The sequence below is a fragment of the Ruegeria sp. BG9 genome (assembly GCF_056538305.1).
Genome location: NZ_JBQFSY010000005.1, coordinates 157,674 through 176,867 on the forward strand (window position 1 = coordinate 157,674; position 19,194 = coordinate 176,867).

18 protein-coding genes are annotated in these 19,194 nt (G+C 57.5%); 10 read left to right on the forward strand and 8 right to left on the reverse strand.

The features are described from left to right. Window positions 1-162: 162 nt before the first annotated feature. Entirely contained in the window at window positions 163-1,092 is a 930-nt protein-coding gene (locus ACR0I8_RS10320; protein WP_170690328.1) for a LysR family transcriptional regulator, read from the reverse strand. 105 nt (window positions 1,093-1,197) lie between these two features. On the opposite strand from ACR0I8_RS10320, the gene ACR0I8_RS10325 reads away from it, so the two are divergent. The 10 genes from ACR0I8_RS10325 to ACR0I8_RS10370 are packed head-to-tail and all read left to right on the forward strand — an operon-like array spanning window position 1,198 to window position 11,083. Then, window positions 1,198-2,259: a maleylacetate reductase gene (locus ACR0I8_RS10325; protein ID WP_170690330.1), complete on the forward strand. Its 1,062-nt coding sequence runs from the start codon at window positions 1,198-1,200 to the stop codon at window positions 2,257-2,259. Window positions 2,260-2,284: 25 nt separating this feature from the next. Next, window positions 2,285-3,559, forward strand: coding sequence for an ABC transporter substrate-binding protein (locus ACR0I8_RS10330; RefSeq protein ID WP_170690332.1), 1,275 nt, complete (start codon window positions 2,285-2,287; stop codon window positions 3,557-3,559). 49 nt (window positions 3,560-3,608) lie between these two features. Further along, window positions 3,609-4,328 carry an ABC transporter ATP-binding protein gene (locus ACR0I8_RS10335; RefSeq protein WP_170690334.1) on the forward strand — a complete coding sequence of 240 codons (720 nt, stop codon included), beginning with the start codon at window positions 3,609-3,611 and terminating at the stop codon, window positions 4,326-4,328. Next, on the forward strand, window positions 4,328-5,038 hold the full coding sequence (locus ACR0I8_RS10340; RefSeq protein ID WP_170690335.1) for a branched-chain amino acid ABC transporter ATP-binding protein: 711 nt from the start codon (window positions 4,328-4,330) through the stop codon (window positions 5,036-5,038). Before ACR0I8_RS10335 ends, ACR0I8_RS10340 begins: the two co-directional genes overlap by 1 nt. Then, window positions 5,035-5,898: a branched-chain amino acid ABC transporter permease gene (locus ACR0I8_RS10345; protein WP_170680886.1), complete on the forward strand. Its 864-nt coding sequence runs from the start codon at window positions 5,035-5,037 to the stop codon at window positions 5,896-5,898. Before ACR0I8_RS10340 ends, ACR0I8_RS10345 begins: the two co-directional genes overlap by 4 nt. Continuing rightward, window positions 5,898-6,965: a branched-chain amino acid ABC transporter permease gene (locus ACR0I8_RS10350; protein WP_480703125.1), complete on the forward strand. Its 1,068-nt coding sequence runs from the start codon at window positions 5,898-5,900 to the stop codon at window positions 6,963-6,965. Before ACR0I8_RS10345 ends, ACR0I8_RS10350 begins: the two co-directional genes overlap by 1 nt. Before the next feature lie 3 nt (window positions 6,966-6,968). Beyond that, window positions 6,969-7,550 (forward strand): VOC family protein, encoded by a 582-nt coding sequence (locus ACR0I8_RS10355; protein ID WP_170690337.1) that lies wholly within the window; start codon window positions 6,969-6,971, stop codon window positions 7,548-7,550. A 28-nt stretch (window positions 7,551-7,578) separates the two neighbouring features. Continuing rightward, entirely contained in the window at window positions 7,579-9,336 is a 1,758-nt protein-coding gene (locus tag ACR0I8_RS10360; RefSeq protein WP_170690339.1) for an FAD-dependent oxidoreductase, read from the forward strand. A 39-nt stretch (window positions 9,337-9,375) separates the two neighbouring features. After that, window positions 9,376-10,260, forward strand: a complete 885-nt coding sequence (locus ACR0I8_RS10365; protein WP_170690341.1) for an intradiol ring-cleavage dioxygenase — start codon at window positions 9,376-9,378, stop codon at window positions 10,258-10,260. Between the two features lies 1 nt (window position 10,261). Beyond that, a complete protein-coding gene (locus ACR0I8_RS10370; protein ID WP_170668339.1) occupies window positions 10,262-11,083 on the forward strand; it encodes a 3-oxoadipate:acetyl-CoA acetyltransferase in 822 nt (273 codons plus the stop codon). A 7-nt stretch (window positions 11,084-11,090) separates the two neighbouring features. Here ACR0I8_RS10370 and ACR0I8_RS10375 read toward each other — a convergent pair whose 3' ends face one another. The 7 genes from ACR0I8_RS10375 to ACR0I8_RS10405 all read right to left on the reverse strand — a co-directional run bounded on the left by ACR0I8_RS10375 (window position 11,091) and on the right by ACR0I8_RS10405 (window position 19,177). Continuing rightward, window positions 11,091-13,271 (reverse strand): molybdopterin cofactor-binding domain-containing protein, encoded by a 2,181-nt coding sequence (locus tag ACR0I8_RS10375; protein WP_170690343.1) that lies wholly within the window; start codon window positions 13,269-13,271, stop codon window positions 11,091-11,093. A gap of 1 nt (window position 13,272) precedes the next feature. Then, on the reverse strand, window positions 13,273-13,725 hold the full coding sequence (locus ACR0I8_RS10380) for a (2Fe-2S)-binding protein (protein ID WP_170690344.1): 453 nt from the start codon (window positions 13,723-13,725) through the stop codon (window positions 13,273-13,275). A 55-nt stretch (window positions 13,726-13,780) separates the two neighbouring features. Next, window positions 13,781-14,665: an efflux RND transporter periplasmic adaptor subunit gene (locus tag ACR0I8_RS10385; RefSeq protein WP_170690346.1), complete on the reverse strand. Its 885-nt coding sequence runs from the start codon at window positions 14,663-14,665 to the stop codon at window positions 13,781-13,783. A gap of 14 nt (window positions 14,666-14,679) precedes the next feature. Continuing rightward, on the reverse strand, window positions 14,680-16,290 hold the full coding sequence (locus ACR0I8_RS10390) for an MFS transporter (protein WP_170690348.1): 1,611 nt from the start codon (window positions 16,288-16,290) through the stop codon (window positions 14,680-14,682). Beyond that, complete coding sequence (locus ACR0I8_RS10395; protein ID WP_170473324.1) at window positions 16,274-16,582, reverse strand: GNAT family N-acetyltransferase; 309 nt, start codon at window positions 16,580-16,582, stop codon at window positions 16,274-16,276. Before ACR0I8_RS10395 ends, ACR0I8_RS10390 begins: the two co-directional genes overlap by 17 nt. Before the next feature lie 24 nt (window positions 16,583-16,606). Next, window positions 16,607-18,340 (reverse strand): amidohydrolase, encoded by a 1,734-nt coding sequence (locus tag ACR0I8_RS10400; protein WP_170690349.1) that lies wholly within the window; start codon window positions 18,338-18,340, stop codon window positions 16,607-16,609. A gap of 132 nt (window positions 18,341-18,472) precedes the next feature. Next, window positions 18,473-19,177 carry a hydrolase gene (locus ACR0I8_RS10405; RefSeq protein ID WP_170690351.1) on the reverse strand — a complete coding sequence of 235 codons (705 nt, stop codon included), beginning with the start codon at window positions 19,175-19,177 and terminating at the stop codon, window positions 18,473-18,475. Between the last annotated feature and the right edge of the window lie 17 nt (window positions 19,178-19,194).

The window sequence follows — 19,194 nt, forward strand, 5'->3', positions numbered from 1 at the left end:
CAAGCATCTCTGACCTAAAAACATTGAAATATACAGAGGTCCACTAAACCCAATAAGACCCCTGAGGCAGCGCGCATTGAACAACATGCGTCTATGACCTCGTCCGGGCTTCACAAACCAACTCAATCTCTCGGGGTTCTCAGGCTAGACCGGTCATAGAGATCACCCCGCGCTACAAATCAAGCGATCAAGCATTTCGAACTTCTGCTTTATGAACTCAAGAACGCGCTCCGACGAAGCCGGCATGCTTCGGGCGCTCAGCGTAACGCATCCCAAGTGTCGGTCGGGATCACCGATTTTTATCGGCAGTGCTGTCAGAGTCTTTTGCCGTTGCATCATGAAGACCACCGAAAAAGGCAAAACTGTTAGAGAGTCTGAACCCGTCAGAACGTTCACAACCGCACTCAAAGACCCGCCTGTGAAACTGATTTTGAGGTCTCGCATACCGATACCGTCCAGCGTGTTTCGCAAGTCACGAAAAAGCGGGCTATTTGCAGGTGGCGCGATCCAGGAAAACTCAGTGATGTCTTCAAGCTTCACCTCTTTTTTGCGCGCCAATGGGTGCCCAACACGGCACGCAATGACGTTTCGACCAGGCAGGATTTGACGAAACTCGTACTCATCAGACACGTCTGCTGGTCGCATAGGAAGAATGGCCAAGTCCAGAGTTTCAGCGGACAACTGGGACAAAAGTTCAGTGGGGTATCCATAGGATTGGTCGATCCGAATATTGGGATACTCAGCCTGAAACTCTGCAATCACGTTCGAGATGACACCGTCCATAAAGATCGGCGTACCCGCAACCCGCACTGCACCGGCAATGCCCTGACGGTGTTCGTCCACAACGCGGCTTGCATGGCGACCTGCGCTTAGGATTCTTTGACCTTCCTGAGCAAGCGCAAGACCAAGCTCAGTGGGTTGCAATGGCCTTCGGGTTGGCAGGAATAGGGGCTCTCCTACCCTATCCTCCAAGAGAGAGACGCTTCTGGAGACACTGGGTTGAGATTTCCCAAGTAAAGCAGCGCCTTCGGTCAAACCTCCGGCCTCGACAATGGCGGCAAGAATCTCGAGATGTCTTGGGTCCAGCTTCATAACTCAAAGTTATATTGATGGTCGATAATTCGATCAAGAGTGCTGTCTTTGCCTGCTAGCGTTCCCTCCAGACCCGCAATCCATCGCTTGTCAGGAACCCACCCTATGGCTCTCAGCACCACTAGCATCAATGGCCAGAAAGTCCGGTTCGGTGCAGGTTTGCGCAACGACATCTGCGCAGAGCTGGCGGAGCTGGGATCGAATAAGGCGCTGATCCTGTCGACGCCTCAGCAAGTCGATATGGCAATGGAGCTTGCGACAACAGTTGGGGATCGTGCCGCAGGCGTGTTCACTCGGGCAACAATGCACACCCCGGTTGGCGTGACCGAGGAAGCGGTTGAACACGCATTGTCAGTTAATGCCGATAGCATTGTCTCCATCGGTGGAGGTTCGACGATTGGCTTGGGTAAGGCGATTGCCCTTCGGACCGGTTTGCCGCAAATCGCCATCCCGACCACATATGCCGGCAGCGAGGCTACTCCGATTCTGGGTCAGACTGAGGATGGCATCAAAACCACCCTTTCAGATCCGAAGGTTCTGCCGCGGGTCATTCTGTACGACCCCGAACTTGTCGCGTCATTGCCGCCCGCAATGACCGTGACAAGCGCCTTGAACGCAATGGCTCATGCAGCGGAGGCGCTTTATGCGAAGGATCGCACGGATCAGACCACGGAATTGGCGATCGACGGCCTTAGGGCGTTTGCGGAAGGTCTACCGACCGTTGTCGAAAGCCCTGACGACCTAGAAGCTAGGGAAGAAACGCAGCGTGGTGCATGGGCCTGCGGCACGGTACTTGGTCTGGTCGGAATGGCTCTGCATCACAAGCTTTGCCATACGCTGGGCGGGTCCTTCAATCTGCCGCACGCGGAAACCCACGCAGTCGTTCTGCCCCATGCCATCGCCTACAACGCGGCGGGTGTGCCGGAGCTTCTGGCACCCGTGTCAGAAATTCTCGGCGGTTCTGAGCCCGGCCAGGCGCTTTGGGATTTTTCCAAATCCATGGGCGCACCAATGGCTCTTAGAGACTTTGGCCTGTCAGAGGCCGATCTGAACCGCGCCACCGAAATTGCACTCAAGAACCCGTATTGGAACCCACAGCCGGTCACTGCTGATGGGCTGCGGGCGCTTCTTCAAAACGCGTGGGCGGGCAACGCCCCAAGCGTTTGACTCCACCGTGTCAAGGGAGGGACACATGATCACACGACGCAAATTGCTGCAATCCAGCGCTGCAACCGGCCTCGGCCTAGCCGCCGGCACGCTCGCTGCGCCCGCTATCGCTCAGGGCGCCAAGATCAAGCTGGGCTATGTCAGCCCGCAATCAGGTCCTCTGGCCGCCTTTTCTGAGGCCGACAAGTTTATTCTCGACAATTTCGCCGCATCTGAGGCCGGTGCGAATTTCGAAGTCATCGTCAAGGACAGCCAGTCGAACCCGAACCGGGCAGCAGACGTGGCGGGCGAGTTGATCGTGGATGATGAGATCGACCTCATGCTGGTCGCTTCAACACCCGAAACGACCAACCCGGTTGCCTCGACCTGTGAGGCTGAGGAAGTGCCGTGTATTTCCACTGTTGCGCCATGGCAGCCGTGGTTCATCGGCCAACAGGGCAATCCCGGCGATCCAGCCAGCTGGGAGCCGTTCTACTACGCCTATCACTTCTTCTGGGGCCTTGAGGACGTTATCTCAGTCTTTACGGCGATGTGGGGCCAATTGGAGACCAACAAGCAGGTCGGTGCATTGTTCCCGAATGACGGTGATGGCAATGCTTGGGGCGACCCGAATGTGGGCTTCCCGCCGGTTCTATCCGAGTTGGGATATAGCCTGACAGATCCCGGACGGTACCAGAACCTGACCGACGATTTCTCGGCCCAGATCAACGCGTTCCGCCAGGCGAATGTTGAAATCGTAACCGGCGTTCCCATCCCGCCTGACTTCACCACCTTCTGGAGCCAGGCTAAGCAGCAAGGTTTTACCCCCAAGGCGGCGAGCATCGGCAAAGCCATCCTGTTTCCGCAAGCGGTTGAGGCGTTGGGTAACGCAGGCAACAACCTGAGTTCCGAGGTGTGGTGGTCACCTACGCATCCGTTCTCATCGTCGTTGACCGGTGCGAGCTCAGCGCAACTGGCTCAGGGTTACATGGCGGCCACAAGCCGCCAGTGGACCCAGCCTATCGGATTTGTACACGCGTTGTTCGAAATGGCTGCGAACGTCATGGGACGTGTTGATGACGCAGGTGATGGCGATGCCGTAGCCGAGGCTATATCTGCCACGCAATTGGATTCCATTGTTGGCCGTATCGCCTTTGATGGTGCGGGTCTGCCTCCCTTCGCCGCACAGAACGTTGCGAAAACGCCCTTGGTCGGAGGGCAGTGGAGGCTGCTCGACAATGGCAACTATGACCTCGTGATCGTCGACAACTCTTCAGCACCCGAAATCCCGACCGCAGGTGTGATGGAAGAAATCTCCTGATCGCAATGAAACCAGCGCCCCGGACCCTGTCCGGGGCAGGAACTCCGGTATGACCATTCTTTCGCTCAAAAACGTCTCAAAAAGCTTCGGTGCGCTCACCGTCACTGACGATGTCAGTTTTGATGTCGCGCAGGGGCAGGCCCTTGGGATAATTGGCCCAAACGGGGCGGGCAAGTCGACGCTGTTCAATCTGATTACCGGCAACCTGACCTCTGATGCGGGGTCGATCCAGTTCGACGGGGCTGACGTGACGCGCGTGCCGCCCATGCAGCGCTGCTTGTCGGGCATAGGGCGCTCGTTCCAGATTCCTCAGCCGTTTGATCATCTGACGGTGTTCGAAAACCTGCTGGTGGCCGCGACGCACGGACAAAACAAATCCGAAAATGAGGTTGAACAGGACTGCGCCCGCATTCTCGAGAAAACGGAACTTTTGGATGTGGCCAATGACACGGCCGGTGGATTGCGGCTGTTGCAACGCAAACGGCTGGAGTTGGCCCGCGCGATGGCAACCAATCCAAAGCTATTGCTGCTGGACGAGATTGCCGGGGGGCTGACCGACGCGGAATGCACAGCACTGATCAACACGATCAAAGGACTGCACAGCAGCGGTGTCACGATCATCTGGATCGAACATGTCCTGCATGCGCTGACCTCTGTTGTTGAACGCCTTCTGGTGCTGGATTTCGGCAAGGTCATCGGTCTCGGCGATCCGGACGAGATCATGAACAGCCGGGAAGTTAAAGAAATCTATCTGGGGATCGAAGTCTGATGAGCCTGTTAGAGACCCACGCGCTGACCGCCCACTACGGAGATTTCCAAGCCCTGTTCGGCGTGGATATCCATCTGGACGAAGGTGAAACCGTCGCCATCATCGGGGCAAACGGGGCCGGGAAATCGACCCTCATGCGCTCGATCTCGGGCGTTCTGACCAACGGGTCGGATCAAGTGCGCTTTGACGGCCAACCCATTGGGGGCTTGGCTGCTGATGAGATCATGGCGCGCGGCGTGGCCATGGTGCCCGAGGGGCGCCGGCTGTTTCCTTCCCTAAGCGTCGAGGAAAACTTGCTGATCGGCACCTATGGCCGCAAGGTATCGGGCCATTGGTCATTGCAAACAATCTACGACCTGTTCCCGATTCTGAAAGAGCGCCGCAACCACCCCGGCACAGCCCTGTCTGGCGGGCAACAGCAGATGGTTGCAATCGGTCGCGCGCTGATGAGCAACCCCCGTGTTCTGCTCTGTGACGAGATCAGCCTTGGTCTTGCGCCAGTGGTCATCAAAGACATCTACGATGCCGTCCCCTGCATTCAGGAGGCCGGGGCCAGCCTGATCGTGGTGGAGCAGGACATTGGTCAGGCGATGAACGTCGCGGATCGCGTCTACTGCATGATGGAGGGTCGCGTCACGCTGGAAGGCACCGCCGAAACGCTCAGCCGTGAAGCCATTCACGACGCCTATTTCGGAGGAGCCGCCGCATGATCTGGATCGACACCATCATTCAGGGCGTTCTGTTGGGCGGGCTCTATGCGCTGTTCGCCGCAGGACTTAGCCTTGTGTTCGGGATCATGCGCTTGGTCAATCTGGCCCATGGCGATCTCATCGTCTTTGCCGCCTATCTGATCCTTCTGCTGGTCTCGCTGCTTGGGCTCTCGCCGTTTCTGGCAGCGATCATTGCCGCACCAATCATGTTTGGCGTGGGGTGGGCTTTGCAGAGACATGTGCTGAACCGCGTGCTGGGGCCTGATATCCTGCCGCCTTTGCTTGTGACATTCGGTCTGTCGGTCGTCTTGCAGAATGCTCTGCTCGAAGGGTTCTCGGCCGATAGCCAACGTCTGCCAGCAGGTGAGATCGCTACGGCTTCGGTACAAATGGGTGGATTGAACCTCGGTGTTCTGCCGCTGCTGACTTTTGCCTCGGCAATCCTTGTCATCGTCGGTCTGAACCAACTTTTCTACCGCACGGAGTTGGGTCGGGCGTTCCGCGCGACCTCGGACGATGCGGTGACAGCGGGTCTGATGGGTATCCGGCCAGAACGTATCTTCGCCACCGCGACTGCCATTGCGATGTTGGTGGTAACGCTGGCGGCGCTCTACTTGGGAATGCGGGCGAACTTTGACCCGAACATCGGTCCAGCGCGCCTGATCTACGCTTTTGAGGCCGTGATCATTGGTGGCCTCGGCAGCCTGTGGGGCACTCTGATCGGAGGCATCATCATCGGTGTCGCGCAGACTGTCGGCGCAGCAATCAACCCCGAATGGCAAATCCTGGCTGGCCACCTGGCGTTTCTCATCGTGCTTCTGATCAAACCCAGAGGCCTGTTTCCAAGGGCGGTGGACTGATGGCTGATACTTCAATGTACCGCGTCCAGACTCAGACCCGCGCGTCCTACAGTGCCGGAGCCGTCTGCATCGCCTTGATCATCCTGTTCATCCTGCTGCCGACATTTGCCAGCAGGGGGTTGATTCAAGACCTGTTCTTCATTTTCACCATGCTTGTACTCGCGCAGTTTTGGAACCTGCTGGCCGGGTATGGTGGCCTTGTGTCCGTCGGCCAGCAAGCCTTCGTCGGCATGGGGGCATACGCCATGTTCGGCGGCGTCATCCTTTGGGGTATGGACCCGGTTCCGGCGATCCTGCTGGGCGGCGTTGCAGCCCTAATCGTCGCAATACCCACGGCCTTTTTCGCCTTCCGGTTACAAGGGGCTTATTTCGCCATCGGAACATGGGTCATCGCCGAGGTCATGCGCCTTCTGGTGGCCCAATGGAAAGTGCTCGGCGGTGGCACCGGAACCTCACTGCCGCGCACCGCAACGCGTGAGATGTGGGCTACCGAATGGATCCAGACCACGTTTGATGTTCGCGGAGCGGCAGCGCGCGATATCCTGACCTACTGGCTGGCTTTGGCGCTGGTGATCGCAACGATTGCGGGCATCTACTGGCTGCTCAGAACAAAGCGCGGGCTGGCATTGGCTGCGGTACGCGACAATGTCGAAGCAGCGAAATCCGTCGGCGTCGACGCGGTGCGGATGAAGTGGTTGGTCTACCTCGTCTCAGCCGCGGGAACCGGGCTGACGGGCGCTCTGATTTACGTTCAGAAACTGCGCATCTCTCCGGATGCGGCGTTCTCGGTCACCGACTGGACGGCTTACGTGATCTTCATCGTCGTGATCGGAGGCATCGGGACCATCGAAGGCCCGATCCTGGGCGTGCTGATCTTCTTCATCCTGCAAAGCCTGCTCGCCGACTACGGCTCCTGGTACCTCATGGTGCTCGGGCTGATCGGGATCGCCGTCATGCTCTTCGCACCGCGCGGACTGTGGGGGCTGATCACGGAAAAAACCGGACTTCAAATATTCCCTGTGCGCCGACGGCTGGTGATTGGCGCGCAATCGAACAAGGAGGATTGATCCATGAAAACACTCGCACTGACGGTCGCAGTCACAGCATTGGGAACTGGCGCATTTGCGGGCAGTTCCCTGCCGGGAATGACGGGCACAGACCACGTGGGATTTACAGTCCCGAGTGTCGATGAGGCCGTCACCTTCTTTCAGGACGTCATCGGTTGCAATGTGTTCTACCCGTTGGGACCGTTCTCGGGCGGTGACAGCACTTGGATGGCGGACCATCTAAACGTGGACGCCAAGGCCGAGATCCCGACGATGCGGCTGGTACGCTGCGGCAATGGCGCAAATTTCGAGATCTTCGAATATACCGCACCGGATCAGGATACGAAACTGCCGCGCAACTCGGATATCGGCGGGCATCACATCGCGTTCTACACCACCGATATGGACGGTGCCGTCAGCTATTTGCAGGACAAAGGTATTGAGGTCCTGGGCAACCCGACAACCATGACCGACGGGCCAAGCGCTGGCGAAACCTGGGTCTATTTCCTCGCCCCCTGGGGCATGCAGCTGGAATTGGTCAGCTACCCGGACGGCAAAGCCTATGAGGCCGAATATGACGGCCGCCTCTGGGATCCGCGGTCCTGAGAAATTCAAAGAACAAGGGAGAGAGCTTATGGCCACCATCACAACGGATGTCCTGATCATCGGGACCGGACCGGCCGGTTCGGCGACGGCGGCTTTGTTGTCGAGCTATGGCGTCGAGAACATGGTCATCAACCGCTATCGCTGGCTGGCCAATACGCCGCGCGCGCATATCACCAATCAGCGCACCATGGAGGTTCTGCGCGACCTTGGTCATGAGGTCGAGGCCGAAGCCTATATGCACGCCGCGCATCAGGATCTGATGGGTGAAAACGTGTTCTGCGAAAGCCTCGCCGGTGAGGAAATCGGGCGCATGAAAAGCTGGGGCAATCATCCTTTGTCTAAGGCCGAGCACCTGCTGTCCAGCCCGACCATGATGAATGATCTTCCACAGACGTTCATGGAACCGATCCTTTTCGGTACCGCCTGTCGCCGTGGCACTCAGGCACGGATGAGCACCGAATACTTGCGGCATGAGCAAGACGCAGATGGTGTGACAACGACATGTTTGGATCGTTTGTCGGGCGAAGAAATCACGATCCGTTCGAAATACCTGGTCGGCGCGGATGGGGGTAATTCTCTGGTCGCGGAACATGCCGGTTTGCCTTTTGAAGGTCAGATGGGCGTCGGCGGATCGATGAATATCCTGTTCCGGGCCGATCTCAGCAGATACGTGGCGCATCGGCCATCGGTCCTCTATTGGGTGATGCAACCGGGTGCGAATGTCGGTGGCATCGGCATGGGTCTGGTCCGCATGGTCCGCCCATGGAACGAATGGCTCATAGTCTGGGGCTATGACATCAACCAACCCGCCCCCGAGGTTGACGAGGCCATGGCCACTCAGGTTGCACGGCAACTGGTTGGCGACCCCGAGCTTGAGATCGAACTGATCAGCGCCAACACCTGGACCGTTAACAACATGTACGCGACACACATGCAGAAGGATCGCGTGTTCATCATGGGAGACGCGGCACACCGACACCCGCCTTCCAACGGGCTGGGGTCAAACACTTCAATTCAGGATAGCTTCAACTTGGCTTGGAAACTGGCCGCAGTCCTGAAAGGCCATGCCCGAGAGAACCTGCTGGACAGCTACAGCGAAGAACGGGCGCCAGTAGCTAAACAGATCGTCACACGGGCCAATCAATCCATCGGTGAATTCGGTCCCATCTTTGAATCGCTCGGAATGGCAGAAGGTGTCGACCCAGAGGTCATGCAAAGCAATCTGGAGGCTCGCACAGGATCAACGCCTGAAGCTGCAGCACAAAGGCAGGCCATTCGCGAGGCGATTGCTTTCAAAAAATATGAGTTTGATGCGCATGGCGTTGAAATGAACCAGCGCTACGACTCCTGTGCGATTGAAACGGATGGTCAACCCAATCCCGGTTTTGATCAGGATGCTGAGCTGCACTATCAGCCGACGACTTGGCCCGGCGCGCGCATTCCACATGTTTGGGTGTTTGATCATGATACAGGGAACAAGCATTCAACTCTGGATTTGTGCGGTCGTGGGGAATTCACTGTGCTTACCGGCATCGGTGGTGAGGCGTGGGTGAATGCGGCGGAAACCGTCTCGAAAGAATTGGGTATGCCCATTCGCTGTCACGTCATCGGTCCGCGCCAGACCTATGTCGACCACACCGGAGATTGGGCGCGCGCGTCCGAGATTTTGGATACGGGCTGTTTGTTGGTCCGTCCCGATCAACACGTGGCGTGGCGCTCAGCCGATATGGCCGCGGATGCCGAAGCCGAACTGCGTCGCGCGCTGACCACAGTACTTTCGCGATGAGCCAATCTGGAGCAAACTTACACAAGTCAGGAGGCCACAATGGACTCGCATGAGATGGGATACTTTACCGAGGAAAACTCGGCCGAGGTCGTCACGGCACGCAACAAAAACGCAGAAAGCGAACGGCTGAAGCAGGTGATGGAGGTCATTACCAGAAAGCTACACGAAGCCGTTAAGGAAATCGAACCCACGCAGCAGGAATGGTTCGAGGCGATCATGTTCCTGACCAAGGTTGGGCATATGTGCGATGACTGGCGGCAAGAATACATTCTTCTGTCCGATGTTCTAGGCGTGTCGATGCTGGTGGATGCGGTGAACTCACGTCGCCCCACCGGGGCCTCCGAGAACACGGTGCTGGGGCCGTTCCACGTGGGAGGTGCCCCGGAATACGAGATGGGGCAGAACATTTGTCTCGACCAAAAGGGTGAGGACATGGTGGTGCGGGGTCGTGTCACCGATGTTGAGGGCAACCCGCTGGAAGGTGTCAAGATTGATGTCTGGCAAGCCAATGATGACGGGTTTTACGACGTGCAGCAAAAAGGTATTCAACCTGATTTCAACCTGCGCGGCGTCTTCACGACCGGCGCTGATGGGACCTATTGGTTCCGTGCGGTGCGGCCAAAGAACTATCCAATCCCAGATGATGGGCCAGTTGGCGATCTGTTGAAGCGCCTTGGTCGACACCCGTACCGACCGGCGCATCTACACTACATCGTTTCAAAAGACGGATACGACGACCTGACCACGCATATCTTTGATCCCGATGACCAATATATCAACTCGGATGCTGTATTTGGCGTCAAAGAAAGCCTGATCGCCGAATTCAATCGCGTCGATGATCCGGCGCGATTTGCGGAAGTTGGCTTTGAAGGTCCCTATTGGGATGTCGAATTCGACTTTGTCCTCGCACCGAAAGAGGCCTGAAATGTCCGAACCCTGCATCATCTGCGTTGCAATAACCGGGTCGTTGCCAACCAAGGCCAACAACCCGGCTGTGCCCATCACAGTCGAAGAACAAATCGAAAGCACACAGGCCGCTTTTGAGGCAGGGGCATCCATCTGCCATGCCCATGTTCGAAATGATGACGAGACGCCTTCGAGCGACCCGGAAAAGTTCGCAAGGTTGAAAGAGGGGCTCGAGAAACACTGCCCTGGTATGATCATCCAGTTTTCGACTGGAGGGCGATCGGGGGCGGGCAAGACGCGGGGCGGCATGTTGCCGTTGCGGCCGGATATGGCGTCGTTGTCCGTGGGGTCGAACAATTTCCCCACGCGCGTCTACGAAAACCCACCCGATCTTGTCGACTGGCTCGCGGCTGAAATGGCGACATATGACGTCAAACCAGAGATCGAAGCGTTCGATCTGAGCCACATCCTGAAGGCGGCCGAGATGCACAAGAAAGGGCAAATCAAAGACACGCCTTATGTGCAATTTGTCATGGGTGTGAAAAACGCAATGCCTGCGGATCGGGACGTATTCGATTTCTACGTGAAGACCGTTGAACGACTGTTTCCGGGTGCGCCTTGGTGCGCTGCAGGCATTGGTGCGCAGCAGGAGGTTCTGAACCACTGGGCCATTTCCTCCGGTGGCCACGCGCGAACCGGCCTCGAAGACAACATGCGCCTGGATCGCAGTACGCTGGCACCGTCAAACGCGGCGCTTGTAACGCGGACTGCAGAGATCTGTGCCCAATACAACCGCCCGGTTGCGACTGCCAACCAGGCGCGTGAGATACTCGGGCTATGAACCGGAACTAGCTGTCTAATACAGCCGCCACACGTTCCGGCGTAAACGGCATGTGGCGCAGGCGCTTACCTTGCGCGGTATAGAACGCGTTTGCGATGGCCGCAGGCACCATCGGAGTTCCAACTTCGCCAACACCAACAGGCGGCGCATCGACCTCTGCGATGTAGATCTCGATTTCCGGCATCTGCGCCGCGCGTGTGATCTCGTAGTCCCAGAAGTTGCTCTGCACCACTTCGCCGTTTTCGATGTCGATCTTTTCGGAAAGAGCCATCGAGATTCCGAACACGATGCCACCTTCGATCTGATTGAGTGCGTTGTCTGGCGTGACGATCAGGCCCGCATCGATTGCGGCCCAGAAGTTGGTGATCTGGATCTCTCCACTGTCCGCGTCGACTTCAACTTCCGCCACACCTGCGGCCATGGACGAGCTGTAGCCTGCAAAAGAAAGCCCTAGGTTTCGATCTCCCCGATTTTGCCAATCGGACATCTCGGCCACCTTCTCAAGCAGGTGCCGCCCACGCGGGTTTTCGGAAACAAGGTCCAGCCGGAACTCCAATGGGTCCCGCCCGGCCTGTTCTGCCAGTTCGTCCATAAAACACTCTGCCGCAAAGGCCGTATAGGACGCGCCAATACCGCGATAGGGGGCAAGGCGGGCGTGCCGGTCCATGATGAGGTGATCGGCGCGGAAATCCTTGATCCCATAGAATTTGCTCTCTGCACCCCGCATCGAGATCACATCGTTCGGGTTCACCGCGTCCCAACGCAGCGGGTTGAAGAAACCAATGACCGTTGGTGTTGCGACCTTGTGATACCACCCGTCCAATGTTCCGTCCGCTGTCAGCCCTGCCTCAAGCTTTTGGGCCGCAGCGGGGCGGAAAGTCCCTTGCTTCACGTCATCTTCACGCGGCCAGATCACTTTTACAGGGCATCCAACGGCCTTAGAGCACAGCACCGCATCCCGCACATAGTTCTGCATCAGGGCTGTGCGTCGACCAAAGCCTCCGCCCATAGTCATCATGTTCAGACGAACGTTTTCGACGGGGATGCCCAACACCTCCGACACGGTGCGCGCGGTCCATGACTGCGTTTGCGTGCCTGCCCAAACCTCGGCACCTTGTCCGTCCGCGTCGACATCAGCGACAGCCGCCATCGGCTCAATCTGAGCGTGGTAGGCGTAGTCCGACAAATAAAGCTGCGAAAACTGACGGTCAGCGTTGCCAATAGCTGCAGCGGCGTCGCCTTTTTCAGCCCAGGTTGCCCCTGACGCGTCCGGGGCGCTGACAGCGGCGGCGTATTCGGCCAGCGTGTCTTCGCTGTTTGAGGTCCGGAAGGGTGAGGTGGTGGACCATTCGACCATAAGCAAACCTCGTGCTCCCAGGGCAGACCACAAGCTTTCCGCGACGACGGCGACACCGTCGGGTACAGTCACGATATCGATGACGCCCGGTACCTCGCGTGCGGCGTGGTCGTTGATGGAAAGCGGAATTTCGTCTTCGACTGGTGCGCGCAGAACAGCCGCATAGGCCATATTGGGCACTTCCACATCAATGGCATATTCAGCCTGACCTGTGCTCTTGGCCGGAACATCGCGACGCGGCAGGTCTTGCCCGATGATCCGAAACGCGGACGGGTCTTTCAGCGGCACGGTCTCAGCGTCTGGTACCGTCACATCCCTTGAACCAAGCGCCGCCAGTTCACCATACCCGGCCTGTTGGCCATCGGGGCCCAAAACAACACTTGGTTCCGTCCTGAGGCTGGCTTTGTCCACACCCCATTCGCGCGCTGCAATTTGCAGCAATACGTCGCGCGCCTGCGCGCCCGCCTTGCGCAGCGGATCGAAGTAGAACTGTGTTCCGGTGCTGCCAGCCGTATACAAAATCCCGCCAAACAGCTGATTTCCAAAGCGTCGATCATCAGCGTTTAGCTGTTCGATCTCAACGTCGTCCCATGCTGCATCCAACTCCTCAGCAAGGATTTGGGGTAACGTGGAGTAGCTGCTTTGCCCCATTTCGGTCGACGGGAAGACTACGCGGATGCTTCCATCAGCCCGGATCGTCAACCAGTGATTGACATCCAGCGTGCCGACCCCTGCCTCAGCACGCACGGAAGAGATGCCACCCGCACCGATGAAAAATGTCAATCCAGCTGCGCCTTGTAGAAACCCTCGGCGGTTCATGTTAATCGTCATCTCAAACCTCCCTGGCTGCGCGTTCGATGGCTTTGAAAATTCGGTTGTACGTTCCGCATCGACACAAGTTCGAACTCATCTCATCGACGATTTCTTCGCGCGTCGGGGATGGATTGTCCGCCAGAAGTGCTGCCGCGCGCATGATCTGACCCGACTGGCAATAGCCGCATTGGGCAACCTGCTCTTCGATCCAGGCCCTCTGAACAGGATGCGAGCCGTCTTCGGACAACCCTTCGATCGTCGTGACTCGCGCATCCTCCACGTCGCTAACCGACATCTGACACGCGAAGCTCGCCACACCATCCACATGCACCGTGCAGGCTCCACACATGGCAGCACCGCACCCGTATTTCGTACCCTTGAGTTTGAGCGTATCTCGAAGGACCAGCAGCAACATTTCGTCAGGGGGGTTATCAACCTCTACGGGTCGGCCGTTCAATTCGAATTTGATCATTTGGAACAGTCCTTGTGATGCCTGATGTTGAGGGGGTCTTGTGGGGTGGATTTCGTCATGGCCTGACCATGGAGTGGTCCTGCTCGGCGCCTGTGACTGGCTGGACAAAGGGCGTGACACGAACTTTCATTCCCGGTCGCAACGTTTGGTCGGGGTTTTCTAGATTTGCCCACACGCGAATTTTTCCGCTGTTTTCATCGAACCAAACCGCCGATCCGGTGAGCGGAATTGCATCAGCCAGAACCCGACCAATTTCCGTTTCAACACGGAACCAGCCAGAATTTGATAACTCCTCTGAGCGCGTATTGGTCCTGTTCAACCCTGAAACCCATTGGGCATAGGGAAGCTCGAACACAACGCGGAGGCGGTTCAGATTTACGAGTTGAAACAGGGGCGGGTCGCCGGAATTGAACTCAACCAGCGAACCCGGTCCAACACGCGGGTCTTCAACATTTCCCGAGATCGGCGCACGTATGAGGGTGTCTTCGTAGTTGGTTTGTGCGATCTCCAACTCGGTTTCCGCCAAGGTCCTTTCAGCCTCAGCCAAAGCTAGATTGGTTTCAGCGTCCAACAAAGCAACTTCTGTTGCCGCTCCACGCGTTGAGAGTTGGGCGGCGCGGGCCAACCTATCTTGGGCTTGAAGCAACAGAGCCTCGGCTTTGGCCAACTCTGCACTCGCGGCATCGACCGCCAGTTTTTCCAGATCGTTTCGAAGCTTCAGCAATGGCGTGCCCGCTTGGACATACTCACCTTGCTCAACCAGCACTTCTTCGACAATGCCCTCCGCCCGGCTATAGACGTCCGAGCGTTCGACTGCTTCGATACGGCCTTCAAACTCCGCTCCACCCGCAGATGCCTGCTCAGGCGCATGAGCCCAGAACAGAGCCGCAAAGACTGTGGCCGAAAGAATGGGCCTTTGGGTGACCAAAATCGATAGCATCACAAACACTCTCATCATGGTGCGATTAGATGGCGAACGACGGGTCCGCTTTCGCGGGTGTCGAAGGCTGCGACGGTCCGTTGAAGATCCTGATCCTGGTGTGACACACGCTCATGCTGGGCCAGATGTTCTTCCCAAGATGAGACCATGAAGGCCTCGACCCATAGCTCAGGCTCTTCTGCACTTTGAAAAACGCGCCAGTCATAGGCTCCGTCGCGCCATCGCTCGCCTGACCATTCTTGAATCGCGGACAGAAACGCAGCTTCGTCCTCGGGTCGGATGCGATACTCAACTTCGACCATGACAGGACCGCGGGATGCCAAGCCGTGCTCTTCAAGGGCAACTTGCGGCGCCGGCCAATGCATAGAGGGCGTCAGGTCCAGATCTTCGCCCTGACCAAGCTGAAACTTGCGCGTAAGAAGCAAGCCGACGATCAATCCGCCTGCTGCGATCAGCAAGGTGATCGAAACAGATGTTGCCGTGGCCACCTGACCCCAGAATGCTGATCCAAACGCCATGGATCCGAAGAAAACCATCAGATTCACAGACAATCCTCGGGCCCTGACCCAGTTGGGCAGCGCGGTCTGCGCCGACACATTGAACGTGGTGAGAACGGCAATCCAGCTAAAGCCACCCAATAGTGCCGCGATATAGGCCAGAGGAGGAGTTGTCGCCGTTGCGAGAATTGCCATGGCAACGGCAGTGCCGATAGTGCCGCCTGCAGCTGTCGTGCTTGCATCAAGCTTCGCTCGGAACTGCGGAAGTGTCAAAGCACCCGCGACAGCCCCGGCACCGATCAAAGTCAGCAACAAACCATACAGCGTCGCCCCGCCCCCTTCGATCGTCCGGACGACCAGCGGCAGCAGAGCCCAATAGGCAGATGCAAAGATGAAGAAGGCAAAGGATCGGATCAACGTGGCCTTGAGCGGGCTGTTATGTGCGACGTGACGCATGCCGGTCATCATCGCGTTGAACATAGGCTGAGATGTCTTCGAAACGCCGACGTCGTGCTTCCAAAACAACAGAGCGCCAATGATCACGAGATAGCTGACCGCATTGACTGCAAACGGCGCTGCCAGGCTGACCGATGCAATCAAAACGCCCGCCAAAGCAGGGCCGATCGCGCGGCTGATGTTGATGCCCATTGAATTCAAGGCAATGGCTGGCTGCAACGCGTCACGCGGCACCAGAGTTGGCACGATCGCTTGCCAGGCCGGAGCCATGAAAGCCGTGCCAGTTCCGATGGCCAATGTGAACAGGATCAGCAGCGTCGGTGTTACCAGTTCAAGCTGAACCAGCACGGTTAGCACCGAAACCAGTACCAGAAGCACCACGTTCACTGTGATCAACAGCTTACGTTTGTCCAACCGGTCCGCCAGCGTACCAGCGTACAAGGCGAAGATGAACACTGGCAGGGTTGTTGCCGCCTGCACAAGTGAGACAACCGCCGGAGATGAGTTGAGCGTCGTCATCAGCCACCCTGCTCCCACATCATGCATCCAAGTGCCGACGTTAGAGATCAGGGTCGCAACCCAAAGAAGCGCAAACGCCCGATGTTTGAACGGGGCCCAAGCCGAGTTTGATGCCGCAGGTGCAGGTTTCGCGATGCTACCACTGGATGACATCTGCCAACTCCTCGCGGTTTCTTTCAGCATAGGACCGCACAAACGGGCAAAGCGGCACGATGCGAAGACCTTTTTCGCGCGCGTCCGCCACAAGCTGCGCGGCCAAGGTCCGAGCCAAGCCGCGACCACGCAACTCTTCCGGGACAAACGTGTGGTCGGCGATAACGAGGCTGGGCGTAACTTTTGACAGCGTCAGTTCCGCCTCGCTCACGATCCCGGACACCGAAGCGCCGTATCGTGCTTTTGTATCGCTTTCGCTGTAAGTGATTTTTAGCTTTTGGTCGTCCAACATGGGAAATCTCCTAAGGTCTTGCCGCTATTCAGCGGCAAGGCTGCCTTGGCTTTGCGTCGAAGCGCCGGGAGCGCCGAAAATTGGAACGGGTGACCAATCCGGAAGCTCTGGCAGTGGGGCAGGCGCATGCGCCGCAAATCGAGCCTTGGCATGCACGATCTTGCCGCCCGTCAGTGTCAGGTCGGCCTCGATTTCGGTGATCTCATCCTCGGCGATCGAGAAATAGTCCCGGTCGAGCACGGCGATATCCGCCCATTGACCCGCCTTAATCTGACCTTTCTTTCCCGCTTCTCGGCTGAACCAAGCCCCGGCAGCGGTCCAATGACGCAGCGCGTCGTGCCGATCCAAGCGGTTCGCTGCACTCCAGATGACGTCTCCGCCACGACCTTTGCCAGAAACGGCCCAGTGAATGGCCAACCACGGATTATAGGACGACACCCGCGTCGCATCCGTGCCAGCAGCCAGAGGCACACCCGAGGCCATCATCTTCTTGACCGGCATGACCTCGCGCAGGGCGTCTTCACCGTAACGGTCGCGATAGGCTGTGGTCTGAAAAGCGATGCGGTTTTGATAGCTGATCCCGCCGCCCAGGCGCGCGACCCATTCCATGGTGGATTCTGAGATCGTCTCGCCGTGATCGAAAATCCAATTCAGCTCTTCCAGCCCTTTATCACGGCCGACCTCTTCAATAAGGCTCAGCAACCGGTGGGCGCTTTCCTCGTAGGTACAATGGAAGCGGATCGGCCAGCGGTTTTCGAACAGAAACTCGAGTACTGGCCTGAGGTCCCCCTCCATCCGCTTGGGCAGATCGGGGCGTGGGTAGCTGAAATCTTCGAAATCATAGGCCGACGCGACCAGCATCTCGCCCGCGCCCACGCATTTCAGGTAGTCGTTGCCTTCATCCGGTTTGACGATGTCATTCCAACGTTTGAAATCGTCCAGCTCAAACATCGGGCGCTGCGCAAAAAGCTGATAGCCGATGCGCACGGTTTGCTCGCCGCGTTTGTTCAACTCGGTGATGACGCCGTAATCAACTGGATAGTTCAGGAACCCACCCGCGCAATCCAAAGCCGAGGTCAATCCAAGACCATTCAGCGCCTTGAAATAGTGCTTGGTCGAGGTGACCTGCTGTTCGAAATCCAGCTTGGGGGCCATATCCAACAACGCGTAAAGCGGTTGCGCGTTGGGGCGCGCCATCGCGAGACCAGTCGGGTTGCCCTGATCGTCCCGCTCCAGACGCCCTGAGACAAAGGGCTCGTAGAAGTGTTTGTCGATGCCGATTGCACGCAGGGCGGCTTTGTTCAGCCACGCCCGATCATAGAGATGCAACACGTAGACAGGCACATCCGGCGCGACCGCATTGATTTCATCAATGGTCGGCAGGCGCTTTTCAGCGAATTGATCGACGGACCAACCACCAACCACGCGGATCCATTGCCCGGCAGGAGTGCGCTCTGCCTGCGCCTTCAGCATACGAAGACCGTCAACAAGCGAGGGAACGTGGTCCCAACGCAGCTCCATCGCGAAGTTGTTGCCTTGTCGGATGATGTGCGTATGACTGTCGATCAGACCGGGAATTACACGCTGGCCGCCCAGATCAATGGTCTCGGTTTCGGGTCCCGCAAATCCAAGCATGTCCTTGTCTGTTCCAACGGCGGTGATCCGATCCCCTGAAACGGCCACAGCGGTTGCTTCGGGCCTGTCGGGATCCATCGTCGTGATCTTGCCGTTGAAGAGTATCTTGTCTGGGGCGGCCATGGTGCAGATCCTTTGGCAAAACGTGAGGTGTCTGTGCCCATCGGAGGAGCACAGATATAGAGAGGTTTGGAAAGTCTCCCGCTCGGTTTCATTGGGAGGGATGAAGGGACCGAGCGGGCGTTGCGCGACAGACTATTCTGCGGCGACTTTTCCGGCGGGCACCGCTTCCAGCGTTGGACCAGCGTGGCGGCTGCGCGATGGCGCCTTGTGAACCATCGTGTAAGCGTAATCGACGCCCATGCCGTAGGCACCCGAGTGTTCGCGCACCAAGTCCATGACAGCATCATAGGTGTCGCGCCGCGCCCAATCCCGTTGCCATTCCAGAAGAACCTGCTGCCAGGTCACAGGGACGACTCCGGCCTGAACCATCCGGTCCATCGCGTATTTGTGGGCATCAACCGACGTACCGCCCGACGCATCAGCAACCATGTAAATTTCGTAGTCCGTATCGGCCATGCAGCTCAGCGCAAAGGTGATATTGCAGACTTCGGTCCAAAGACCCGAGACAACGATTTTCTTGCGTCCTTCAGCTGCCCCGCGTGCGAGTGCATCACGGACCTTCTGGTCGTCCCAGGAATTCATGGACGTGCGTTCTAGCAAAGGCGCCTGCGGGTTTACATCCAGAAGTTCAGGATAGGTGTGCCCGGAAAAACTCTCCGTCTCGACCGTGGTGATGATAGTGGGCACGTCAAAGATTTTGGCGGCTTTGGCCAAGGCAACGGTGTTATTCTTCAGTGTCTGACGATCAATCGATTGTACGCCAAAAGCCATCTGTGGCTGATGATCGATGAAGATGATCTGGCTGTTCTCTGGTGTAAGGACTTCAAGTTTGGACATTTTTCATTCCTTGGTTG

Excerpts from the sequence above, each read along its gene's own strand:
- ACR0I8_RS10360 (WP_170690339.1), top strand. The coding sequence starts at position 7,579 with ATGGCCACCATCACAACGGATGTCCTGATCATCGGGACCGGACCGGCC.
- ACR0I8_RS10340 (WP_170690335.1), top strand. The coding sequence starts at position 4,328 with ATGAGCCTGTTAGAGACCCACGCGCTGACCGCCCACTACGGAGATTTC.
- ACR0I8_RS10330 (WP_170690332.1), top strand. The coding sequence starts at position 2,285 with ATGATCACACGACGCAAATTGCTGCAATCCAGCGCTGCAACCGGCCTC.
- ACR0I8_RS10320 (WP_170690328.1), bottom strand. The coding sequence starts at position 1,092 with ATGAAGCTGGACCCAAGACATCTCGAGATTCTTGCCGCCATTGTCGAG.
- ACR0I8_RS10380 (WP_170690344.1), bottom strand. The coding sequence starts at position 13,725 with ATGATCAAATTCGAATTGAACGGCCGACCCGTAGAGGTTGATAACCCC.
- ACR0I8_RS10355 (WP_170690337.1), top strand. The coding sequence starts at position 6,969 with ATGAAAACACTCGCACTGACGGTCGCAGTCACAGCATTGGGAACTGGC.
- ACR0I8_RS10365 (WP_170690341.1), top strand. The coding sequence starts at position 9,376 with ATGGACTCGCATGAGATGGGATACTTTACCGAGGAAAACTCGGCCGAG.
- ACR0I8_RS10390 (WP_170690348.1), bottom strand. The coding sequence starts at position 16,290 with ATGTCATCCAGTGGTAGCATCGCGAAACCTGCACCTGCGGCATCAAAC.
- ACR0I8_RS10335 (WP_170690334.1), top strand. The coding sequence starts at position 3,609 with ATGACCATTCTTTCGCTCAAAAACGTCTCAAAAAGCTTCGGTGCGCTC.
- ACR0I8_RS10350 (WP_480703125.1), top strand. The coding sequence starts at position 5,898 with ATGGCTGATACTTCAATGTACCGCGTCCAGACTCAGACCCGCGCGTCC.
- ACR0I8_RS10375 (WP_170690343.1), bottom strand. The coding sequence starts at position 13,271 with ATGACGATTAACATGAACCGCCGAGGGTTTCTACAAGGCGCAGCTGGA.
- ACR0I8_RS10405 (WP_170690351.1), bottom strand. The coding sequence starts at position 19,177 with ATGTCCAAACTTGAAGTCCTTACACCAGAGAACAGCCAGATCATCTTC.
- ACR0I8_RS10370 (WP_170668339.1), top strand. The coding sequence starts at position 10,262 with ATGTCCGAACCCTGCATCATCTGCGTTGCAATAACCGGGTCGTTGCCA.
- ACR0I8_RS10395 (WP_170473324.1), bottom strand. The coding sequence starts at position 16,582 with ATGTTGGACGACCAAAAGCTAAAAATCACTTACAGCGAAAGCGATACA.
- ACR0I8_RS10345 (WP_170680886.1), top strand. The coding sequence starts at position 5,035 with ATGATCTGGATCGACACCATCATTCAGGGCGTTCTGTTGGGCGGGCTC.
- ACR0I8_RS10325 (WP_170690330.1), top strand. The coding sequence starts at position 1,198 with ATGGCTCTCAGCACCACTAGCATCAATGGCCAGAAAGTCCGGTTCGGT.
- ACR0I8_RS10400 (WP_170690349.1), bottom strand. The coding sequence starts at position 18,340 with ATGGCCGCCCCAGACAAGATACTCTTCAACGGCAAGATCACGACGATG.
- ACR0I8_RS10385 (WP_170690346.1), bottom strand. The coding sequence starts at position 14,665 with ATGCTATCGATTTTGGTCACCCAAAGGCCCATTCTTTCGGCCACAGTC.